This window comes from Ruegeria sp. AD5 (assembly GCF_056542345.1).
The window spans coordinates 884,183-903,440 of the sequence record NZ_JBQFZR010000002.1 but is presented as its reverse complement, the minus strand read 5'-3'; the positions used below and the strand labels follow the sequence as shown (position 1 = coordinate 903,440).

At 56.5% G+C, this 19,258-nt stretch carries 20 protein-coding genes; 10 read left to right on the top strand and 10 right to left on the bottom strand.

Going from position 1 to position 19,258, the window contains the following annotated elements; all coding sequences use genetic code 11:
- Positions 1 to 43: 43 nt before the first annotated feature.
- The 3 genes from ACR0JG_RS13080 to purB form a co-directional block, all read right to left on the bottom strand.
- Positions 44 to 1,120 (bottom strand): flagellar motor switch protein FliG, encoded by a 1,077-nt coding sequence (locus tag ACR0JG_RS13080; RefSeq protein WP_480571122.1) that lies wholly within the window; start codon positions 1,118 to 1,120, stop codon positions 44 to 46.
- Positions 1,121 to 1,204: 84 nt separating this feature from the next.
- Positions 1,205 to 1,747, bottom strand: a complete 543-nt coding sequence (locus ACR0JG_RS13075; protein ID WP_480561339.1) for a hypothetical protein — start codon at positions 1,745 to 1,747, stop codon at positions 1,205 to 1,207.
- Between the two features lie 380 nt (positions 1,748 to 2,127).
- Entirely contained in the window at positions 2,128 to 3,432 is a 1,305-nt protein-coding gene (purB, locus tag ACR0JG_RS13070) for an adenylosuccinate lyase (protein WP_480570273.1), read from the bottom strand.
- Positions 3,433 to 3,520: 88 nt separating this feature from the next.
- Between purB and ACR0JG_RS13065 the strand changes: the two genes are divergently transcribed.
- The 5 genes from ACR0JG_RS13065 (at position 3,521) to ACR0JG_RS13045 (ending at position 5,993) form a co-directional block, all read left to right on the top strand.
- On the top strand, positions 3,521 to 3,853 hold the full coding sequence (locus tag ACR0JG_RS13065; protein ID WP_170396412.1) for a hypothetical protein: 333 nt from the start codon (positions 3,521 to 3,523) through the stop codon (positions 3,851 to 3,853).
- On the top strand, positions 3,850 to 4,272 hold the full coding sequence (locus ACR0JG_RS13060; protein ID WP_170422260.1) for a DUF6314 family protein: 423 nt from the start codon (positions 3,850 to 3,852) through the stop codon (positions 4,270 to 4,272). Before ACR0JG_RS13065 ends, ACR0JG_RS13060 begins: the two co-directional genes overlap by 4 nt.
- 75 nt (positions 4,273 to 4,347) lie before the next feature.
- Positions 4,348 to 4,935, top strand: a complete 588-nt coding sequence (locus tag ACR0JG_RS13055; protein ID WP_480570270.1) for a biotin transporter BioY — start codon at positions 4,348 to 4,350, stop codon at positions 4,933 to 4,935.
- A gap of 139 nt (positions 4,936 to 5,074) precedes the next feature.
- A complete protein-coding gene (locus ACR0JG_RS13050; protein ID WP_480570267.1) occupies positions 5,075 to 5,632 on the top strand; it encodes a hypothetical protein in 558 nt (185 codons plus the stop codon).
- A gap of 10 nt (positions 5,633 to 5,642) precedes the next feature.
- Positions 5,643 to 5,993 carry a hypothetical protein gene (locus tag ACR0JG_RS13045; protein ID WP_170403183.1) on the top strand — a complete coding sequence of 117 codons (351 nt, stop codon included), beginning with the start codon at positions 5,643 to 5,645 and terminating at the stop codon, positions 5,991 to 5,993.
- A 55-nt stretch (positions 5,994 to 6,048) separates the two neighbouring features.
- On the opposite strand, the gene ACR0JG_RS13040 is transcribed toward ACR0JG_RS13045, so the two are convergent.
- Positions 6,049 to 7,263: a bifunctional alpha/beta hydrolase/OsmC family protein gene (locus ACR0JG_RS13040; protein ID WP_480570264.1), complete on the bottom strand. Its 1,215-nt coding sequence runs from the start codon at positions 7,261 to 7,263 to the stop codon at positions 6,049 to 6,051.
- Between the two features lie 255 nt (positions 7,264 to 7,518).
- Between ACR0JG_RS13040 and ACR0JG_RS13035 the strand changes: the two genes are divergently transcribed.
- Positions 7,519 to 7,713: a hypothetical protein gene (locus tag ACR0JG_RS13035; RefSeq protein ID WP_170396424.1), complete on the top strand. Its 195-nt coding sequence runs from the start codon at positions 7,519 to 7,521 to the stop codon at positions 7,711 to 7,713.
- 10 nt (positions 7,714 to 7,723) lie between these two features.
- On the opposite strand, the gene dddP is transcribed toward ACR0JG_RS13035, so the two are convergent.
- Positions 7,724 to 9,067: a dimethylsulfonioproprionate lyase DddP gene (dddP, locus tag ACR0JG_RS13030; RefSeq protein ID WP_480570261.1), complete on the bottom strand. Its 1,344-nt coding sequence runs from the start codon at positions 9,065 to 9,067 to the stop codon at positions 7,724 to 7,726.
- Between the two features lie 124 nt (positions 9,068 to 9,191).
- Between dddP and ACR0JG_RS13025 the strand changes: the two genes are divergently transcribed.
- Entirely contained in the window at positions 9,192 to 9,935 is a 744-nt protein-coding gene (locus ACR0JG_RS13025; RefSeq protein ID WP_170598002.1) for a heme-dependent oxidative N-demethylase family protein, read from the top strand.
- A gap of 36 nt (positions 9,936 to 9,971) precedes the next feature.
- On the opposite strand, the gene ACR0JG_RS13020 is transcribed toward ACR0JG_RS13025, so the two are convergent.
- The 5 genes from ACR0JG_RS13020 to ACR0JG_RS13000 all read right to left on the bottom strand — a co-directional run bounded on the left by ACR0JG_RS13020 (position 9,972) and on the right by ACR0JG_RS13000 (position 14,494).
- Positions 9,972 to 10,901: a hypothetical protein gene (locus ACR0JG_RS13020; protein ID WP_480444140.1), complete on the bottom strand. Its 930-nt coding sequence runs from the start codon at positions 10,899 to 10,901 to the stop codon at positions 9,972 to 9,974.
- 176 nt (positions 10,902 to 11,077) lie between these two features.
- Positions 11,078 to 11,872 carry a lytic murein transglycosylase gene (locus ACR0JG_RS13015; RefSeq protein ID WP_480570258.1) on the bottom strand — a complete coding sequence of 265 codons (795 nt, stop codon included), beginning with the start codon at positions 11,870 to 11,872 and terminating at the stop codon, positions 11,078 to 11,080.
- Positions 11,873 to 11,939: 67 nt separating this feature from the next.
- Complete coding sequence (locus ACR0JG_RS13010; RefSeq protein ID WP_480570255.1) at positions 11,940 to 12,587, bottom strand: MSMEG_1061 family FMN-dependent PPOX-type flavoprotein; 648 nt, start codon at positions 12,585 to 12,587, stop codon at positions 11,940 to 11,942.
- A 128-nt stretch (positions 12,588 to 12,715) separates the two neighbouring features.
- Positions 12,716 to 14,122, bottom strand: a complete 1,407-nt coding sequence (gene glnA, locus ACR0JG_RS13005; protein WP_170396436.1) for a type I glutamate--ammonia ligase — start codon at positions 14,120 to 14,122, stop codon at positions 12,716 to 12,718.
- Positions 14,123 to 14,155: 33 nt separating this feature from the next.
- Positions 14,156 to 14,494 (bottom strand): P-II family nitrogen regulator, encoded by a 339-nt coding sequence (locus ACR0JG_RS13000; protein WP_170396438.1) that lies wholly within the window; start codon positions 14,492 to 14,494, stop codon positions 14,156 to 14,158.
- A 169-nt stretch (positions 14,495 to 14,663) separates the two neighbouring features.
- On the opposite strand from ACR0JG_RS13000, the gene ACR0JG_RS12995 reads away from it, so the two are divergent.
- The 3 genes from ACR0JG_RS12995 to tig all read left to right on the top strand — a co-directional run bounded on the left by ACR0JG_RS12995 (position 14,664) and on the right by tig (position 19,188).
- Positions 14,664 to 16,247 carry an NAD(P)H-hydrate dehydratase gene (locus ACR0JG_RS12995; protein WP_480570252.1) on the top strand — a complete coding sequence of 528 codons (1,584 nt, stop codon included), beginning with the start codon at positions 14,664 to 14,666 and terminating at the stop codon, positions 16,245 to 16,247.
- A gap of 300 nt (positions 16,248 to 16,547) precedes the next feature.
- Positions 16,548 to 17,672, top strand: coding sequence for a porin (locus ACR0JG_RS12990; protein ID WP_170422244.1), 1,125 nt, complete (start codon positions 16,548 to 16,550; stop codon positions 17,670 to 17,672).
- A gap of 184 nt (positions 17,673 to 17,856) precedes the next feature.
- Positions 17,857 to 19,188, top strand: a complete 1,332-nt coding sequence (gene tig / locus ACR0JG_RS12985; protein WP_480571119.1) for a trigger factor — start codon at positions 17,857 to 17,859, stop codon at positions 19,186 to 19,188.
- Positions 19,189 to 19,258: the final 70 nt, after the last annotated feature.

Sequence of the window (19,258 nt, the reverse complement as noted above, 5' to 3'; positions counted from 1 at the left end):
ACAGTCCTCATCGTGCGATCACAAGTAGGCGCGCCGGGTCAGATTAGTCTTCAGCCTCATCCGTTTCAACAAGTGTAATCGCGCCTTCGTCCAGAAGGGCGCGAATGGCGGCGACGATCTGTGACATCGCATCCTCGGTATCGGATTGTTTGACCTTGCCTCGTTCGGTCATTTCTTCACGCAAATTGTCTGCCATGCGAGAGGACATGTTTGCCAAAAAGAACTCGACCGTAGCGAGGTCTTCGTCGGTACTGGCCCCGGCAAGTGCGGTGACAAGAACAGGCTGGTCCAGGCCACGCAGGATCGCAGGAATATCGCGGGGCTGGATGCGGGAGGGCACGTGCGAAAAGATAAAGATCGATTGCCGGACTGTATTGGCAAAATCGGCGTCTTCCTCATCCAGCGCGGTCAGTAAGCCATCACGCGTCGTAGCAGCCGACTGGTTGAGGATTGCGCCCACACGCTCACCCGGCCCATCCCGAAAGGCGGGCTCGGGGCGTTGATCCAGCTGAGCGGCCAAGGACCATCCGATCCGCTCAACCGCCTCGGGCGTCACGTTGGCGGTTTTCGATACAGCATAGGTTATCCGTCGCGCTGTGGGGCCAGGCAGGTGGCCCAACAACTGGGCGGCCTTTGCGGTTTCGAGTTTCGACAGCATGACGGCGGCGACTTCGGTGCTTTCAGCTTTGGCCATTTCGGCCAGATCTTCTGAGGGTACTTCGCGCAAACGCTGCCATGGGTCACCGATCTGCCTCACGCCAGCTACCTTGCGCAGCCGGGCGGCGGTGGCGGGGGCGATCTTGCCGTTCACCGCGTCCAAAGCACCGGCAAGCCCATGGGGAAATGCAAGCCCTACGCCATCCAGCGCATCGGCAAATTCCTGCGCGACGGCGGCCAGCGTTACCCGGTCAACCAACCCCATCTGTCCAAGTTGGTGGGTAAGTTGTTCCTGCAGTGAATCGGGAAGCTCTTCCAACGGGATATCCGCCCCCTCGTTCAGCAGCAGCCGAACCACAACCGCGGCTTTCTCTCGGTTGCTGAGGGCGCGCGGCACAACACGTGGCGCATCATCGTCTTGTTCAACGACCGGGGTTTGCGTGCCCGGCGTCATCTGCACCATTAGGTTCGTGTCCTGCATCTGCCTGCAATGCCTCATTCGCGTTGCAGGCAGAATATAGAGAGTCGGGTAAAGAAACCCTGAAACTCAGTAGCTATATGTCAGCCCTGTTCTGATCGCTTCGCGCAGCGATGTCTCAGCCCATGTGCCTTCGCCACCACGCGCCTTGATCTCGCGCCATTGTGCGATGGCCAACTCGGTCTTGCCCTGGGTAACAAATCCCTGACCCATGTAGCTGCGGGCGAGGATGTTGTCGGGGTTGGATTCAATTGCTTTCTGGTAAAACGCGTCAGCCAGTTTCAGCTCACCCATCTTGCGATAGGTGAACCCCCAATAGGTCTGCACCCGATCATCATCTTGATCCATGATACGCAGAATGCCCTGAGCATTTTCGTACTGCCCGTCGTAAGCCAACTCGCGCAAGGCATCATACAGTTGGTCTTCGGTGAAATTTGTCTTGTTGGGTTTGACGCAGCGCCCGGCTGCCTCGTCATAGACGCGGCCAAACAGGCATTTCTTTGTGGTGTTGGTGGGCTTGGGCGGGCTGCTGTCCCCACCACCCGCAGCAATGGCCATGGGCGCGAAGGTAAAGGCCTGAAGAGCGATGGCCGAGGCTAGTACAAGACGCATTTTCCTACTCCGTTGTCAAAGAGACTTGTTACAATCATAGCTTGATCTTCAAAAAAGCTAACGATTGACTGATCGCTTTTATTCACAAGCAGGAAATAAAAATGTCAGCTATTGACGATTTTCATGCAGCTTTGGCTTTCGCTGTCCCAACTTGTGCCTTCAGCACAGGACTGGGTTTGCTTGGTGTTACCGTTACAGGCAAATCCGGCGGTGCCCGCACAGATAAGAGCAATTGCGCATAGAGCAGTTCGTAGCATCGAGTTTTCCTTTCGCGGAAACTGTGCCAACAGATTAACCGATTTTTGCCAATCTGGCAAAGACACAAGGCCCGGCTGCATTGAGCAAGCCGGGCCAAGTTTTTAGCACTGTTTGAGTTTGAATTATTCGCCGAATACGCGGGCGAAAATCGTATCTACATGTTTGGTATGGTAGCCGAGATCGAATTTCTCTTCGATTTCTTTCGGGCTCAGCGCGGCGGTGACATCGGCGTCGGCCAACAGTTCCTCTTTGAAGTCGGTGCGATGCTCCCAGACTTTCAGCGCGTTGCGCTGAACCATGGCATAGGCATCCTCGCGGCTTACACCGGCTTGGGTCAACGCCAACAGCACTCGTTGGCTCATGACAAGACCAGGGAACTTGTTCATGTTCTCGATCATGTTCTCGGGGAAGATCAGCATCTTGTCGATTACACCGGTCAATCGCGCGAGTGCAAAGTCCAGCGTGATAGTGGCATCCGGCCCGATCATGCGTTCGACCGAGGAATGCGAGATATCGCGCTCGTGCCACAGCGCCACGTTCTCCATCGCCGGGATCACGGCAGCACGCACCATGCGCGCAAGACCGGTCAGGTTCTCGGTCAGCACCGGGTTCTTCTTGTGCGGCATCGCGGATGAGCCTTTCTGCCCCATCGAGAAGAACTCGGCCCCCTCCAGCACTTCGGTACGCTGCATGTGGCGGATTTCGATAGCGATGTTTTCGATGCTGCTGGCGATAACACCCAGTGTGGCGAAGAATGCTGCGTGACGGTCGCGGGGAATGACCTGTGTGCTGATCGGTTCAGGCACCAGACCCAGCTTGTCGCAGACATGCTCTTCAACCTGCGGGTCGATATTCGCAAACGTCCCGACCGCGCCGCTGATCGCTCCGGTGGCGATTTCCGCGCGGGCATCGCGCATCCGGGACAAGTTGCGGTCCATCTCGGCATAGAAGCGGGCAAAGGTCAGGCCCATCGTGGTGGGTTCGGCATGGATACCGTGGCTGCGACCGATGCGAACGGTGTCTTTGTGCTCGATCGCGCGGCGTTTCAGGGCAGCCAACAGACCTTCGAGGTCTGCAATCAGCAGGTCGGCGGCGCGGGTCAGTTGCACATTGAAGCAAGTGTCCAGCACGTCCGAGGAGGTCATGCCCTGATGCACGAAGCGGGCTTCCTCGCTACCCACATGTTCGGCCAGATGGGTCAGGAAGGCGATGACGTCGTGTTTGGTGACGGCTTCGATCTCGTCGATACGGGCGACATCAAACTCCACATCCTTGGCTTTCCACACGACCTCGGCGTTTTCACGCGGGATCACGCCTAGATCGGCCATGGCGTCGCAGGCGTGCGCCTCGATCTCGTACCAAATGCGGAACTTGCTCTCGGGTGACCAGATGGCGACCATGTCGGGGCGTGAATAGCGGGGAATCATTGGCGGCAGCACCTTTTTATGATTGGGATGAGGCGTTGGCGCGGGGTTTAGCCGCGCATTGACCAAGGAACAAGGCGCGAGTGCTGGGATGAGACGGTTTGCCCTGATTTTATTGCTTTGGCCCGGATTTGTGGCCGCCGACGAGTTTCAGCAACTGACGGGTGATGAGATTCTGATGGCGCTTGCTGGCAAGAAGCTCGACTATGGCGAGGGGATCACCCAGACCTTCGATAGCAATATGCAAACGCAGTACTTTTCAGGCCGCCCAAGTTCGGGACGATGGGCCGTTCGTGATGATCGCTATTGCTCGGTCTGGCCGCCTTCGGATTTCTGGGCTTGTTATGATGTTGAGCAAAGCGGTGAAACCATCCGGTTTGTGGATGATTCAGGTAATACAACTGACGGAATCTATTTGAAGTGAGCCTGCCCAGAAATATTTATGATTTCCAGGGGGTTTGGGACCTGAGCCGCCTCATCCGGGACGAGCGTGCAGGCCAGATCATTCAGGCCGAGGGTAAGGCAGAGCTACGGCAAGATACCCAAGGGTTGGTCTATGATGAGACGGTCACGCTGCGTGTTCCGGGGCAGCCTGCAATGACGGGAACGCGTCGATACCTTTGGCGCGACGCCGGTGATCGGATCGCCATTCACTTTGATGATGATCGGTTTTTTCACGCACTTAAACTTGGCCAAACCCGCGTCAAGGATCATCACGATTGCCCGCCGGACAGCTATGATGCAGACTATGATTTCTCGGGATGGCCGCGCTGGACAGTCCGCTGGACTGTATCAGGACCGCGAAAATCCTATGAAATGGAGACCAAATACGCGCTGCGATAGCGTAATCATCTTGCAGCAACGGCCCGGAACGGGCATTGCTGCATGTGCAAATAAGTCCGAATGTGGAGAAATGAGATGAACGCAAACGTACTGGCCAATGCTTTTGGCCCGCGTGAGGGGACGGCGCTGCGCGTCAAGCAGGTGGCTCTGGTTGCCCTGGGTATCGTTGCTCTGGCTGTTGCAGCCAAAATCAAAGTGCCGATGTGGCCGGTTCCGATCACCATGGGCACATTCGCCGTTCTGACCATCGGCACCGCCTATGGCGCGCGCCTTGGCCTGATCACGATGCTGGGTTACCTGCTGGTTGGTGCTCTGGGCTTTGACGTGTTTGCGGGTTCCTCGGCCGAAAAATTCGGCCTGACCTACATGATGGGTGGCACCGGTGGCTATCTGGTCGGTTACCTGATGGCGACCATTCTGCTGGGCACACTGGCCGCGCGCGGCTGGGATCGTTCGGTCGGCAAGCTGGCGCTGGCGCTGGTGCTGGCCAATGTCCTGATCTATGTGCCGGGCCTGCTGTGGCTGGGTCAGCTGTATGGCTGGGACAAGCCGATCCTGGAATGGGGTCTGACACCGTTCCTGCTGGGTGACGCAATCAAGCTGGCGCTGGCCGCTCTGCTGATCCCTGGCCTGTGGAAGCTGCTGGGCGACGCACGCACCTGATAGCGCGCTCTTGCGCAAGACACACCCGCGTTCGGAGCTTTCCGGACGCGGGTTTTTTATTGTCTGCAGAACAGGATACTGGACAAAGTCAAACTGCATGGGCAACCTGACATCAGAAAACTGATCAGGTTATTGAGATATGCGTATTTTGTTAAGCTTGGCGCTTGCTGCAAGTGCCGTGACTTGGTTGGCTGTAACGCCTGTGCAAGCTGACACACCGGTGACCTACACCGATGAAGGGCGCGCCCTGTTCCGCTTTGAGGTTCCCGACTTTTGGGCATTGCGTACCGGTGGCCCGCGTGAAATCGAGGATACCAATCTGGGCGATGCCCGTGCGGTTTCGCGCGTCATGGGGATCAGACCGGTGACCGACGATAATGTCTGGTTGGGCTTCGTCTCACCATCACGGGTTTCCAGCATTCAGGGCGGGCTGAGCTATCTTGAGGATATCGACAAATTCCTCGTCAAAGACCCGACCGTGACCAGCACCAGCAATACAAGGATTGGTGGGCGGCCAGCCCACGTTATTCGAGGCACCGGCAATCGGGATGGGCGAGGCGTAAACTTTACCGCCACCGTGATTGACCTGCCGCGTGACCGTGTTGCGATAGGGGTTGCGATCCTGCGTGACGGGGCCGACCCGTCTTATGTTGATGCCTTGAACGCCGTTTTCGCGTCGTTCCGGTCTTTGCAGTAAGGAGGCTCGGATGACTCGCAAACTGTTAAAACGGTCTGTTCTGGCGCTGGGGTTGGGTACTGCAACGTTTACACTGTCCGCCTGCGATGGCGTGTCCGTCGGGGTAGGGTATGGCGTTGGGTATGACCCGTTCTACGACTCGATGCTGTGGAATGATTACTACCACGACCGTAACGTGAATGTAGATGTTGACATAAACCGCCCAGACCGGCCCGACCGCCCCGATCGACCGGTTCGTCCGAACCCTCCACCGCGGCCAAAGCCACCGATCGCCAAACCGCCGTCGCGCCCGCATCCCCCGGTGGCGCGTCCTCCGACGGCACGGCCACCAATTCACCGACCCTCACCGAGGCGCCGTTAGAAAAAGGGGGCAAAAGCCCCCTTCAATCATTATCATAAGCTGACAAAGGTGGTTTTCAGTCCAGCAGCTCAGTCGTGATATGGGCCGAGCCTTCAAGGGTTCGGTGCACGGGACATTTATCTGCGATCTCCAATAGCTTAGCACGTTGCGCGGCATCCAGCGGCCCTTGAAGCCGTATCTTGCGACGGAACTGATCGACCTTGCCATCGCTGGCCAGTCCGGCGTCCTGGGCGTGTACCTTGTCGTGGCAGACATCGACGGTGATACCTGTCAGCGGCCATTTCTTGCGCCGCGCATACATGCGAATGGTCATCGAGGTACAGGCCCCCAATCCGGAGGATACAAATCCATAAGGCGACATGCCTCGATCCGTTCCTCCGTATGAGGCGGGCTCGTCAGCGACCGTATGGTGGCGTGGGCCGGACTGGATGTCTTGCAGGAACCCTGCCGGGTCTGCCTCGGTCACACGTACCACCCCCTCCGGGGCGCCGGGTGGCGGTGCGGGAGGGCAAAGTTTGACGTATCGAGAAACCCAAGCCGCAATGACATCCGCCGCATAGTCTGCATCTGACGCACGCGTGATCAGATGGTCGGCATCGTCGAGCGTGACAAAACTTTTGGGATGTTTCGCGGCCAGAAAGATGGTGCTGGCGTTGTCGATGCTTACGGTTTCGTCGCGCGGCGCGTGTAGGATGAGCAGGGCCGCCTTGAGTTCGGCGATGGCAGGGCTAAGCGCGGCCTCGGAGATGTCATCGACAAAAGCCTTGCCTATGCGGAACGGGCGACCGCCAAGCGAAACCTCTGCGCTGCCTTGCGCCTGAATCTCGGGCAGGGCGGCCTCGAAATGGTGTGATACGTGGCCCGGGTCAGCAGGCGCACCCAATGTGACGACCGCCTTGACCGACGGTATGCCAGCGCGTGCGCGCAGTACCGCAGCGCCGCCAAGTGAATGGCCAATAAGCAGGGCGGGGGCCATGTTGCGGCCGGACAGGTAGTGCGCTGCAGCGATCAGATCTTCGACATTTGAGGTGAATGTCGTATTCGCAAACTCTCCATCCGAGTGGCCAAGGCCTGTAAAATCAAACCTGAGCACGGCGATGCCCATCGCCGCCAAACGCGCCGAAATGCGCCGTGCGGCAGGTATGTCCTTAGAGCAGGTAAAGCAATGCGCAAACAAAGCCGTTGCCAGTACCGGCCCGTCCGGCAGATCAAGGCGCGCGGCCAATTGGCTGCCGTCGTGACCGGCGAAAGTAATGCGTTCGGTGGGCATGATGAATCCTTGGTGGTCCAGGTTTCGACAATACTGTGTGCTGTGTGCGGTTCTCTCAACCCCTGTGTCAGTGGCGTAACAGGAAGGTGAGGGGGTGGGACCACGTAGCCCTTGGCGCGTCGCATCAATGCATTGTTGGGGTTGGTATTTGAGCAATCAAAAAATGTGATGATAATTCGGATAAACATTCATTTTACTTATTTATACTTGAACCCCAACTTGCAATCATCCTTCTTATCCAAAGCAGAGGTCAAAATGGCACATACAACATCTGCACCGCTAAGCCCGACACTCCACGCCGGAGTTCTGTTGGCAATTCTCGTGACTGGCGCAATTGGTTTTGCACTGGGACAAAGCTGGCCGCTGACGAATACGTCTGAGGACACGCCAACTCTCACAGCGCCTGAGGATTGGCACGGTAATGTCAGACGGTCCCACTGGTCGAACTAGGCGATAGCGCTTAGCCAGACCCCATCAACTGTGCGTCGAACGGATACTTCGTGAGGTTTTCATAGCCGTCTTCGGTGATCAGCACCTGATCTTCCAGCTTGATCGAGAAATCGCCGCCAACCTCGCCAACTGCCGCTTCGACGCACAACACCATTCCGGGTTCAAGTGGATAATCATAGGATCCCTCGACCGCCTTGTCGGGATAGGCTACCAAGGGCCATTCATCGCACAATCCAACTCCATGCATCAGGCAGCCGTATTTCTGTGCCTGAAACTTGTCATCCAGCCGATGGGCATTCGCAGTTAGTTCCGGGATCATGACGCCGGGCTTCAGCATTTCCATATTGGTCATGATATGCTCATGCGCGTGCTGCATGGCATAGATCATGTCGGGGCGCGGTTTTTGATCGCCGATCCACCAGGTTCGTGAGATGTCGACGCAAATGCCGTAAGACCCGATCAGGTCGGTATCGAACGCGATGATTTCATTTTGCCGCGTGATGCGCGGGCCGCATTCCTGAAACCAGGGATTGGTGCGCTGGCCCGAGGCAAGCAGGCGGGTCTCGATCCATTCACCACCGCGCCGGATGTTTTCAGCATGTAGCACTGCCCAAATGTCATCCTCGGATGTCTTCCCGTCTCCGACATTGATACGTGCGAAGCGCTCCATTTCGGCCACAGCGGTCTCGCAGGCGTGGCTGGCGCAGCGCATGGCGAGGATTTCGTCTGGGCCTTTGATGGCACGGGTTTTCTCGGTAAGCTCTTCGCCCTCCATCACCTCGAACCCCTGAGCCTCAAGCGCGCGCAGGCCGTGCAGCATGATCTTGTCGACACCCAGCCGCATGTTGCCGCCGCCATGTTCTTCGATCAGGGCGCGCACCTCGTTTGAAAACACATCTGCGGCAACGTCAATCTTGTCGCCCCGGTCGAAATAGAACAGATCCGCGCCCGAGCGCTGCTCGCGCACCAGCGGGTTGAATTTCGACAAGAACGGAGAGTTCTTGTAGTCCCAGATCACCATATATCCGTCAGCGCAAACCAGAACGGCCCGGAACGGGTTATGGGTATTCCAGAGCTGCATGTTGGTGCTGTCAGTCGCATAGCGGATATTCAGGGGGTCAAACAGCAGGATCCCGCCCCAATCGCGCTGCACGATGGCCTGAGTGAGGCGTTTCCAGCGGTATTTACGCATCTGTTCTAGATTGGGCAGGCTAAGCCCGGCAGCGGCCCATTCGTCAAAGGCAAGCTGTGTCGGTCCGATCTCGATCCTGTCATTGTCGTTCGGTGTCCCGTCCCCGAGGGTGGCGCCCCGGGTCGGGTCAATCTTACGGGTGTCACGATATGGTGTGTTCACGGTTGGACCTTTCTGCTTGCCTGCCCAACCTGCAAATCCAGATGCGCTGCGTCTTCTAGGTTTGCGACCGTCTTCTGGTCGCTTTTTGACCGACAGCGCCAGAGCAGGGTGCTATGCCTCGACTATGACCGTGATATTACAGCAAGCCATTCCCTATGATCCACTCGCCCAAAACCCGCTGCCTGGCATTAAGCCTGCGGACCCCAGGGCCTGGTTGCATCGCGACGATGCATTTTCTGCCCAGATGCAACGACGCGCGGCGCTGTTGGCGCAGCAAAAACAGGATGTCTTGGCGCAAAGCCCCGAGGCGTTGGCACCCGCGCAGGAGTTGCTGGAACTGGTCATTCAGCAAGTTTATCCGAATGTCTCCGATCACGTTGTGCGGCCCGACGGTGTACGGGTTGAGGTTGACCGGGAACGCCCGTTGGAAACGCTATGCCATTTGGTGCAAGAGGATTTCTGCATTCTGCAGAAACACGATGACGAGCATGTTTTGACTGGCGCGATCCTGTGCTTTCCCGCAAGCTGGATGCTGTCAGAAAAGTTCATGCGCCCGTTGATTGGGATCCATGAACCGGTTGACGCCTACGACGCCAATATTGCCCGCAGAGTTCAACGTTTGTTTGACGGCATTCAGCCCGACCGACCACTCTGGCGGTTCAATGCGCTTTGGTACAATGATGCCGAATTGTTCCAACCGCGCAGTCTCATGCAGCGACGCACACCGCGGGACGAAAATTCGGCCCGATATCTGCGTAGTGAACGTCAGACTCTCTTGCGTTTACCTGAGACAAACGCAGTGGTGTTCGCGATCCACACTTATGTAATGGCCGCTGATCAGGTCCTTAAAATGGAAAACCCCGCCTGACGGCGGGGCCTCCAAGGAGGGTCTTGGGTAATTTGATTACATGCCAATCGCGCTGGCGACCTCGGCAAAAGCATTCGTAGCGTTCAGGCCAAAAATCGCTGTGGTAAAAGCCAGAACTTGAGTGTTGAGGCGAAAATCCTCACCCCGGATCAGATTGACTGCTGCCAGGGATATGGCAATCGGTGTCGATATGCTTGCCACAGCACCAGTCATGCCCCAGCTGGTCAGTCGCAGAATATCGCTTGGGCGTTCCGTTTCGTCCTCGGACTGGTGAATGTTGCCGGCGGGCAGGGGAGCATCAGCCTCGGTCCGGAAGGCGATACTGAGCAGTTGGTCGTCACTTAGCTTGATCGGACGCGGCTTGGCGTGTTTGGTCTGTGTATTTTCCGCATCAGGATCGGGCAGATCGAGCCCCGCAAATGGGCCGCTGACTGCTTCGAAAATCTGCTTTCGGTTCCGGGCGTTGCGCGGCGCAATTGAATCAAAGGCACTCATGAATTGTTCGATGGTCAGAACCGTTTTGGGCGACAACCATTCGACACGACGAGTCGTGCAGATGTCGACCATTCGGTACAGGATCACCACAAGCATCAACTCGGATATTTCACTGTCATCGAGCAGTTTTGACACCGGACAAATCGAGATCGTCAGCCGGTTTCCCGGCAGGGTTACCGCAGCACGCGGCATAGTTTTGAGACCAGCGGTTCGATCCATCCGCTCATGGTGATTGTGATCTACTTGGGTTGGTTCCGAGTCCAATGTCAGACGCACGAGATATTGGCTGCTGACGATACTGGCCTCTGATGCGCTAAGAAGCGTCTTGCGCTCGACCAGATGGCCATAGTCACCCAGCGTCGTCGAGACGACCTCGCACAGACGCTCAAGCGCGCCATCTGCCGACCCGTCAAACTGGAGGCCACCGTGGTAACTATGCTTTGCAGTCACAGCATGTTCCTTTGCTGTCATAATCTTCACAACAAATTAACAGGCGAAATGGCGCAAATTTTGACCAAAATGGAAAAAAGTCGAAATATTCCAAGATTGATTACGCTTTGGAAACCAAGAAAATCGGGGTTTCCTTAAATCTATGTGGCAACAATGTGGCCGAATTCAGGTGCTCTGACGTCAAGCCTATGTCTGCCCTAGTTGTCGATTCGCGCCGCCATGATTGCAATGGATTGCTGGTAGACCGAGGCCGCATTCCATTGCTGTATGACCGCAAAATTCGGCTCTCCGGGTTGATAGCCGCGACCGGGCTTCCACCCTTTCTTACGTAGAAAATTCGCGGTCGAGGCGAGCGCGTCGGTCATGTTATAAAAATCGACCCGACCGTCACCGGTGGCGTCCACACCATAGGTCAGGGCGTTGCCGGGCAGGAACTGTGTATGCCCCAGCTCGCCATGTTTTGCCCCTTTTGTCGCCATCGTAAGGGTACCTTGGTCAACCAGTTTTAAGGCGCCGATAGCGTGCGGGATGAAGAATTCGGATCGGCGACAATCATAGGCTAATGTCGTGATTGCGGAAACAACCTGACTATCTCCCATGAAACCTCCAAAGCCGGTTTCCATGCCGTGAATGGCAATTAGCACACCCGCCGGTACGCCATATTGACGCTCGAGCGCGGCGTAAAACTGCGGATTGCGAGCTTTGCGCTTGCGCCCTTGCGCAACGATGGTGTTTGCCCCGCGCACCTGCATGAATTTGTCTAATGAGTATTTAAAGCCCTTCTGATTGCGATCCGCGGCAATCGTACGTGTTGCATATTGCGTTTGTGCGAGCGCTTGCAGACCCTTCTTTTTCACACCCGCTCGTTTGGCGGTTTTGGCAAAGTCGGCTTTCCAGGCCTCAAACCCGCTGCTGGTATTCCCACAAGGGGCGGACAGTGCCACCGAGGGCAGAAGGAACGCGAGTGCAGCGTAAAGGCGAAGACGAGGCATAGAGGAAATCCGAGTGCAAAAAAATCTACGCTTAGCCTAAGCCGAGTTCGACCTACCGCAAAGTGCTTTAATAGAGATCAAGCTCGTCTGTGCCTTTCAGGGATTCGAACCATTCATCCGGGGTTTTGTCGATCTTGGCATGTTTGACCATCATCGCGTTCATATTTGGCAGACTGGATGAGTCCGGCCATTCATCGGGGTGCCACAGGTTTGATCGAATGATGCATTTGGGACAGTGCGCAAAGACGGTTTCGACATGGATCAACAGGGCCAGCTTGGGCACGCGTCCACCGACGGCCATGTTTGAAAGAAGTCCGGGATCTGCGCTAATTCTCGCGGATCCCCGCAGGCGCAGAGTTTCCAATTTTCCGGGGACAAAGAATATCACGCTGACGCGCTGATCTTTCAGCACATTATGAAACGTATCCACGCGCTTGTTCCCGGGCCGGTCCGGGATCGCAATCATCGAGTTCGAGAGCACCTGCACAAACCCCGCAGGATCGCCACGAGGCGAAATATCGAGATGCCCATCGGGATTGGCTGAAGCGATCAGGCAGAACGAGGACATGCCGATGAAGTCTCGACACATCTCATCAAGTGCAGGCAATTCCTTTGCAATGATCTGCGGCAAGGGTTGCCCGCAAATGCGTTCCAGATCTTTTTCCGAGGTTACAAGTCCTGAATACTCAGAAAAGGGATTGTCGCTCGCGGGCATGTGCTCTCTCCGCCTGATGTTGAGCTCAAATTTTGAAAGATCATCATCGATCCGTCAAATCTCGCGGAGATACAGAAAAAGGGGCGCCCGATGGGCGCCCCCTGAGAATTTTCGTCGAAAATTCTTAATCAGCAGCTGTAGTACATGCCGTACTCAACCGGGTGAGGCGTGTGCTCGTAGGTTTCTACCTCTTCCATCTTCAGCGCGATGTAGCCGTCGATCTGGTCTTTGGTGAACACGTCGCCTTGCAGCAGGAAGTCGTGATCAGATGCCAGCGCTTCCAGAGCTTCGCGCAGCGAGCCGCATACGGTCGGGATGTCGGCCAGTTCTTCGGCAGGAAGATCGTACAGGTTCTTGTCCATGGCTTCGCCCGGATCGATCTTGTTCTTGATGCCGTCCAGACCGGCCATCAGAAGCGCGGCGAACGCCAGATAGGGGTTTGCGGCCGGATCGGGGAAGCGGGCCTCGACGCGCTTGGCTTTCGGGCTTTCGGTCCATGGAATACGCACGCAGCCTGAACGGTTGCGGGCCGAATAGGCGCGCAAGACGGGGGCTTCGAACCCTGGGATCAGACGCTTGTAGCTGTTGGTTGCCGGGTTGGTGAAGGCGTTCAGCGTTTTGGCGTGTTTCAGGATGCCGCCGATGAAGTACAGCGCCTCATCAGACAGGTCGGCGTATTTGTCGCCCGCGAACAGCGGCTTGCCGTCTTTCCAGATCGACATGTTCACGTGCATGCCGGTGCCGTTGTCACCTGCGATTGGCTTCGGCATGAAGGTCGCCGATTTACCATAGGCATGTGCAACGTTGTGGATCACATACTTGTATTTCTGCAGCTCATCGGCCTGCTTGGTCAGGCTGTCGAAGATCAGGCCCAGTTCGTGCTGACACGATGCAACCTCGTGGTGGTGCTTGTCGACCTTCATGCCCAGACGCTTCATTGTCGACAGCATTTCCGAGCGCAGGTCCTGCGCTTCGTCAACGGGGTTTACGGGGAAGTAACCACCTTTGACGCCCGGACGATGGCCCATGTTGCCCATCTCGTATTCGGTGTCGGTGTTCCACGATGCATCAGTCGCATCAACTTCGTAGGATACCTTGTTGATACTGTTGGAGAAACGAACGTCATCAAAGAGGAAAAATTCGGCCTCAGGACCCATGTAGGCCACATCACCAATACCGGAAGCCTTCAGGTACGCTTCGGCTTTCTGAGCGGTGCCTCGCGGGTCACGTTCATAAGCTTCACCAGTGTCAGGCTCCACAACCGAGCAGTGCAGGCAGATGGTCTTTTCCGCATAGAACGGATCGACATAGGCGCTGTCGGTGTCGGGCATCAGTTTCATGTCGGAAGCTTCAATCGACTTCCAGCCCGCGATGGACGAACCGTCGAACATAAAGCCCTCTTCCAGGAAGTCCTCATCGACCTGATCGGACATGATGGTGACGTGCTGAAGTTTGCCACGCGGGTCGGTAAAGCGGATGTCGACGTATTCGGCGTCTTCATCACGGATCAGCTGAAGAACTGCGTCCTTGCTCATACTATTTGTTCCTCTGATTTGAAGATTGCTGTGTTACAGGGCTTCCGAACCGGTTTCGCCGGTGCGGATACGAATGGCTTGTTCGATAGGTGAGACAAAGATTTTTCCGTCCCCGATCTTGTCGGTCTTTGCGGCGCTAACGATGGCTTCGATCGCTGCGTCAACCTGATCATCATCCAGCACGACCTCGACCTTTACCTTGGGTAGAAAGTCGACAACATATTCTGCGCCGCGATAAAGTTCGGTGTGACCTTTCTGGCGACCAAAGCCTTTCACCTCGACCACGCTGAGGCCCTGGACTCCCACGTCTTGCAGCGCCTCTTTCACTTCGTCCAGTTTGAACGGCTTGATGATCGCTTCGATCTTTTTCATTCCGGCTCACCTTGTATGGTTGTCTCGAAGGCAGTGATCACGTCTAAGGTCAGGCGGCAATGGAACTGCGAATATGGTCGCCTTGTGGTGCTGCGAAATCGTGCAACGGGTTAAATTTTGATCGATGTGCACAAAATGTAATCAGAATTGAATCGCGTGAGGGCGCAATATGGCAGAGTTGCTGACAGCGGCACAGATGCGGACGATCGAAAAGTCCGCGATTGAGTCCGGTGACGTGAGCGGACTGGAGCTGATGGAGCGGGCCGGGCGCGGTGTTCTTCAAGCCATATTTGAAGAATGGCCAGAGCTGCAGCGGGGGCCAGCCCCCGCACCCCCGAGGTATTTGGGGCCAGATGAAGAGGATCCGCTGCGTGCGGTAATTCTTTGCGGGCCGGGAAATAACGGGGGGGATGGATTTGTTGTTGCACGCTTGCTGCGGGAGCGCGGCTGGGAGGTGGCGGCATTTCTTCTTGGTGATCCGGCGAAGCTACCACCAGATGCGCGTTTGAATCATGACAGGTGGGGCGAATTGGGGGAGGTTCACCCATTTTCCGAAGTGTTTGCCGCGCATCAAGGGGCTGACCTCTATGTCGATGCGTTATTCGGGACGGGCTTACAGCGACCACTTGAAGGTGACGTTCTAAAATGGGCAGAAATGACTGCCTCGGATCCAGCCATCGCCGAAAAGACAGTATCCGTTGATATGCCGTCTGGCCTGTGTTCCGATAGTGGGCGTGAGCTGGCCCCGGGGACCGCGACGGTTCAGGCCAGGCTCACGGTATCGTTTCATACTGCAAAGCTGGGGCATTATCTGGGGCTGGGGCCGGTCAGAAGTGGCCGATTGGTCGTCAAGGACATTGGTTTGGAGGAGGGAGTTCAGGGTGCGGTCAAACTGGTGACCGCCCCGGATGCTGATTTTTCGAAGGCAACTGCCTTACACAAATATGCGCATGGGCATGCCTTGATTATTAGCGGAGGTGCGGGGGCAACCGGCGCAGCAAGGCTGGCGGCACGTGGTGCATTACGCATCGGGGCCGGATTAGTGACGCTGGGTGTTCCACCCTCGGCTCAGATGGAGGTTGCAAGCCATATCACTGCGCTGATGCTGCAGCGGGTCCAGGGCGGCGATGATCTGTTGGAAGTCCTGATGGATGCGCGGTTGAATGCACTGTGCCTCGGTCCTGGTTTGGGGCTGGCGCGTGCGCAGGAGCTGGTTCCTGCGGCGCTGGCCTCGGGGCGTCCAGCAGTGCTGGACGCGGATGCTTTGACGGCGTTTGCTGATGCGCCAGAGGTGCTGTTGGACATGCTCCATGACAGATGTGTTCTGACACCGCACGGGGGCGAGTTTGCGCGATTGTTCCCGGAGATCTCCGAAAAGCTCTCGATCAAGCCGGGCAGAGGGCCTGCTTATTCCAAAGTGGATGCCGTGCGTGAGGCGGCCAAGCAGGCTGGCTGTGTGGTACTATACAAGGGCCCTGACACGGTGATTGCTGCACCGGATGGGCAATGTGCGATCAATGCGGCGCTGTTTGACCGGGCGGCGCCCTGGCTGGCGACAGCAGGGTCGGGCGATGTGCTTGCCGGGTTCATAACGGGACTACTGGCGCGGAGCTTCAACCCGATGGCTGCAGCCAAGACCGCAGCTTGGTTACATGTGGAATGCGCCAGGCAATTTGGGCCGGGGTTGATTGCTGAAGATCTGCCGGAACAATTGCCAGCGGTATTCGCACGGCTTGAAATCAATGGGTCATAGGCAAATATTGGCCGATCGCGGGTCAAAGCGGCAATGTTTCGCCTTATGATTTACCTGTGCGCATAACGGGTGTTTGCAAGCTGCAACACGCAGCGCAAGAATTGTCTTGCAGGTTAGCTGGGTGCTGCTTTCGAACTAGGTCAAAATATTGATTATAAAACGCTTTCCCTGAAGGTCCCCGCTTCCGCCTGTGGCAGAAATGCAATGCCGGGCTAATAAGCTTTAGCAATCATTGGAACCGTTAATCCAGGTGCGCATATCGGCAATATCTAAAAAACTGACCCATCTATGGTGAATGACATGACAGTGAATTTTAAGCTGACTTCGATAGCCGCGGCGCTTGTCGCAACAACGGCAATCCCCGCCGCCGCCGAACTGAAATACGAAAACAACACGGGCGGTTATGTCCTGCTTTATGGTCAGTTGCACCCGGCCTTAATCTCGGTTGACGACGGTGAAGAGACCGAAACGCGCGTTCTGGACAATGACCTGTCAAACAGCCGCGTCGGTTTGGAACTGTTGCAGCCCTTCGGCAACAACGATTTCACCTTCCGTTTTGAAACCGGGCTTGGTCTGCCGAGCTCGAGCGAGTGGAACCAGCTGGGCACAGATTTCAGCGGCTGGACCCGTGAAGATATCCGTCACGTGGATTTCGCACTTGCCGGTGACTGGGGTAAATTCTCGGCCGGTCAGGGCAGCATGGTGGCCGATGGCGCTGCCGAAGTGGATCTGTCTTACGTTGGAACTGCGCTGTATTCCTTTACCAACGATGAAAATGGCGGGTTCTTCTATCGCGGTACTGACGGTTTGCTGAGCGACATCACCGTTGGCGATTCCAGCAGCAACTTTGACGGTGCGCGCCGTGGCCGCGTTCGGTATGACACGCCGGAGTTCAGCGGTTTTAAGGCCGGCATCGCCTATGGTCAGAACATTCTGTCCAGCAGCGATGACGATGACTATTACGATATCGGCCTTCGCTATAACAACACCTTCGGCGGCGGGGTTGAATTTGCAGCGGCGGTTGCATACTCGGTGCGTTCGGCTGACGATGGATCGGGGGACCGCAAGGATACGATCGGGTCGGCCTCGGTTATGCTGCAAAACGGCCTGAGCTTCACCGTAGCCGCCGGTACGCGGGACAATGACGCGGATGGTGCGTCTGACCCGAACTACTTCTACGGCAAGATTGCCTATGAGGATCAGTGGGTATCCTGGGGTAAAACCGGTATCGGGATCGACTATTACTCGGGCTCGGACTTCGTAAATGACGGTTCCAGCACCGATGCTTGGGGCATCGCAGTTGTTCAGCGTATCGACAGCATCAATACAGATGCATATCTGAAATACCGCAATCACGATTTCGAAGATGGCGCTTCGTTCGACAACAACGAGGCGTGGGTGCTGGGGGCCCGCTGGAGGTTCTGATTTCTCAGCTTTCGATGATCGAACGCTCCGGCCTGTGCCGGGGCGTTTTTTCGTCTGTAATAGGGGTAAAACCAGCCTGAAAGGGCCTTTGCCTCTTGCACGCAGGCGGCTGTGCAAATAGAAGGCGTCAAATTTGCCCGGCGCGCCCGTTTTGCGCGCCCCGAATCCTATGGGGACTACCAAAATGCAGGTTACCGAGACGCTGAACGAAGGTCTGAAGCGCGGCTACAACATCGTTGTGACCGCAGCCGAGCTGGACGACAAGGTCAACGAGAAACTGACCGAAGCGCAGCCCGAGGTTGAAATGAAGGGTTTCCGCAAAGGCAAGGTGCCGATGGCTCTGCTGAAAAAGCAGTTCGGCCAGCGCTTGCTTGGCGAAGCGATGCAAGAAACCATCGACGGTGCGATGAACAAGCACTTTGAGGACAGCGGCGAACGTCCTGCTTTGCAGCCCGAGGTCAAGATGACCAACGAGGACTGGAAAGAAGGCGACGACGTAGAAGTTGCGATGTCCTACGAAGCGCTGCCCGAGATTCCAGAAGTTGACCTGAAATCGGTTGAACTGGAGAAGCTGGTTGTCAAAGCGGACGACGCAGCCGTGGAAGAAGCGCTGAACAACCTGGCCGAGACCGCGCAGAACTTCAAAGCGCGTCGTAAGGGTTCGAAAGCCAAGGATGGTGACCAGATCGTGTTCGACTTTGTTGGTAAAGTTGACGGCGAAGAGTTCGAAGGCGGTTCGGCTGAAGATTACCCGCTGGTTCTGGGCTCGAACAGCTTCATCCCCGGCTTTGAAGAGCAGTTGGTCGGTGTGAAGGCCGAGGAAGAAAAAGACGTTAACGTCACCTTCCCCGAGGAATACGGTGCCGAGCATCTGGCCGGCAAAGACGCCGTTTTCACCTGCACCATCAAAGAGGTGAAAGAGCCGGTCGCAGCTGAGGTCGACGACGAGTTGGCCAAGAAATTTGGTGCTGAGGATCTGGCTGCTCTGAAAGCACAGATCGCCGAGCGTCTGGAAGCCGAATATGCTGGTGCGTCCCGTGCAGTTATGAAGCGCGCTTTGTTGGACGTGCTGGACGAGAAAGTCTCGTTCGACCTGCCGCCGTCACTGGTAGAAGCCGAAGCCAAGCAGATCGCGCATCAGCTGTGGCACGAGGAAAATCCTGACGTTGAAGGTCACGATCACGATCCGATCGAACCAGCCGACGAGCATAACAAGCTTGCCGAACGCCGCGTGCGTCTGGGCCTGCTGCTTGCCGAACTGGGCCAGAAGGCCGAGGTTGAAGTGACCGACTCGGAAATGACACAGGCGATCATGAACCAGGCGCGTCAGTACCCGGGCCAGGAGCGCCAGTTCTTTGAATTTGTGCAGCAGAACGCCCAAATGCAGCAGCAGCTGCGTGCGCCTATTTTTGAAGACAAGGTTGTCGACTACGTCTTCGAACTGGCTCAGGTTGCGGACAAAGAAGTCAGCAAGGACGATCTGCAAAAAGCCGTTGAGGCACTGGAAGAGGAATAATCCTCTTCCTTCCCCCTTTAGGGGTCAAAAAAAGCGGAGCCGTCTCGAATTAGACGGCTCCGCATGGGTG

Bases quoted from the DNA above. Each gene is read 5' to 3' on its own strand.
- ACR0JG_RS13080 (WP_480571122.1), bottom strand. From the start codon at position 1,120: ATGGTGCAGATGACGCCGGGCACGCAAACCCCGGTCGTTGAACAAGAC.
- ACR0JG_RS13075 (WP_480561339.1), bottom strand. From the start codon at position 1,747: ATGCGTCTTGTACTAGCCTCGGCCATCGCTCTTCAGGCCTTTACCTTC.
- purB (WP_480570273.1), bottom strand. From the start codon at position 3,432: ATGATTCCCCGCTATTCACGCCCCGACATGGTCGCCATCTGGTCACCC.
- ACR0JG_RS13065 (WP_170396412.1), top strand. From the start codon at position 3,521: ATGAGACGGTTTGCCCTGATTTTATTGCTTTGGCCCGGATTTGTGGCC.
- ACR0JG_RS13055 (WP_480570270.1), top strand. From the start codon at position 4,348: ATGAACGCAAACGTACTGGCCAATGCTTTTGGCCCGCGTGAGGGGACG.
- ACR0JG_RS13050 (WP_480570267.1), top strand. From the start codon at position 5,075: ATGCGTATTTTGTTAAGCTTGGCGCTTGCTGCAAGTGCCGTGACTTGG.
- ACR0JG_RS13045 (WP_170403183.1), top strand. From the start codon at position 5,643: ATGACTCGCAAACTGTTAAAACGGTCTGTTCTGGCGCTGGGGTTGGGT.
- ACR0JG_RS13040 (WP_480570264.1), bottom strand. From the start codon at position 7,263: ATGCCCACCGAACGCATTACTTTCGCCGGTCACGACGGCAGCCAATTG.
- ACR0JG_RS13035 (WP_170396424.1), top strand. From the start codon at position 7,519: ATGGCACATACAACATCTGCACCGCTAAGCCCGACACTCCACGCCGGA.
- ACR0JG_RS13025 (WP_170598002.1), top strand. From the start codon at position 9,192: ATGACCGTGATATTACAGCAAGCCATTCCCTATGATCCACTCGCCCAA.
- ACR0JG_RS13020 (WP_480444140.1), bottom strand. From the start codon at position 10,901: ATGACAGCAAAGGAACATGCTGTGACTGCAAAGCATAGTTACCACGGT.
- ACR0JG_RS13015 (WP_480570258.1), bottom strand. From the start codon at position 11,872: ATGCCTCGTCTTCGCCTTTACGCTGCACTCGCGTTCCTTCTGCCCTCG.
- ACR0JG_RS13010 (WP_480570255.1), bottom strand. From the start codon at position 12,587: ATGCCCGCGAGCGACAATCCCTTTTCTGAGTATTCAGGACTTGTAACC.
- glnA (WP_170396436.1), bottom strand. From the start codon at position 14,122: ATGAGCAAGGACGCAGTTCTTCAGCTGATCCGTGATGAAGACGCCGAA.
- ACR0JG_RS13000 (WP_170396438.1), bottom strand. From the start codon at position 14,494: ATGAAAAAGATCGAAGCGATCATCAAGCCGTTCAAACTGGACGAAGTG.
- ACR0JG_RS12995 (WP_480570252.1), top strand. From the start codon at position 14,664: ATGGCAGAGTTGCTGACAGCGGCACAGATGCGGACGATCGAAAAGTCC.
- ACR0JG_RS12990 (WP_170422244.1), top strand. From the start codon at position 16,548: ATGACAGTGAATTTTAAGCTGACTTCGATAGCCGCGGCGCTTGTCGCA.
- tig (WP_480571119.1), top strand. From the start codon at position 17,857: ATGCAGGTTACCGAGACGCTGAACGAAGGTCTGAAGCGCGGCTACAAC.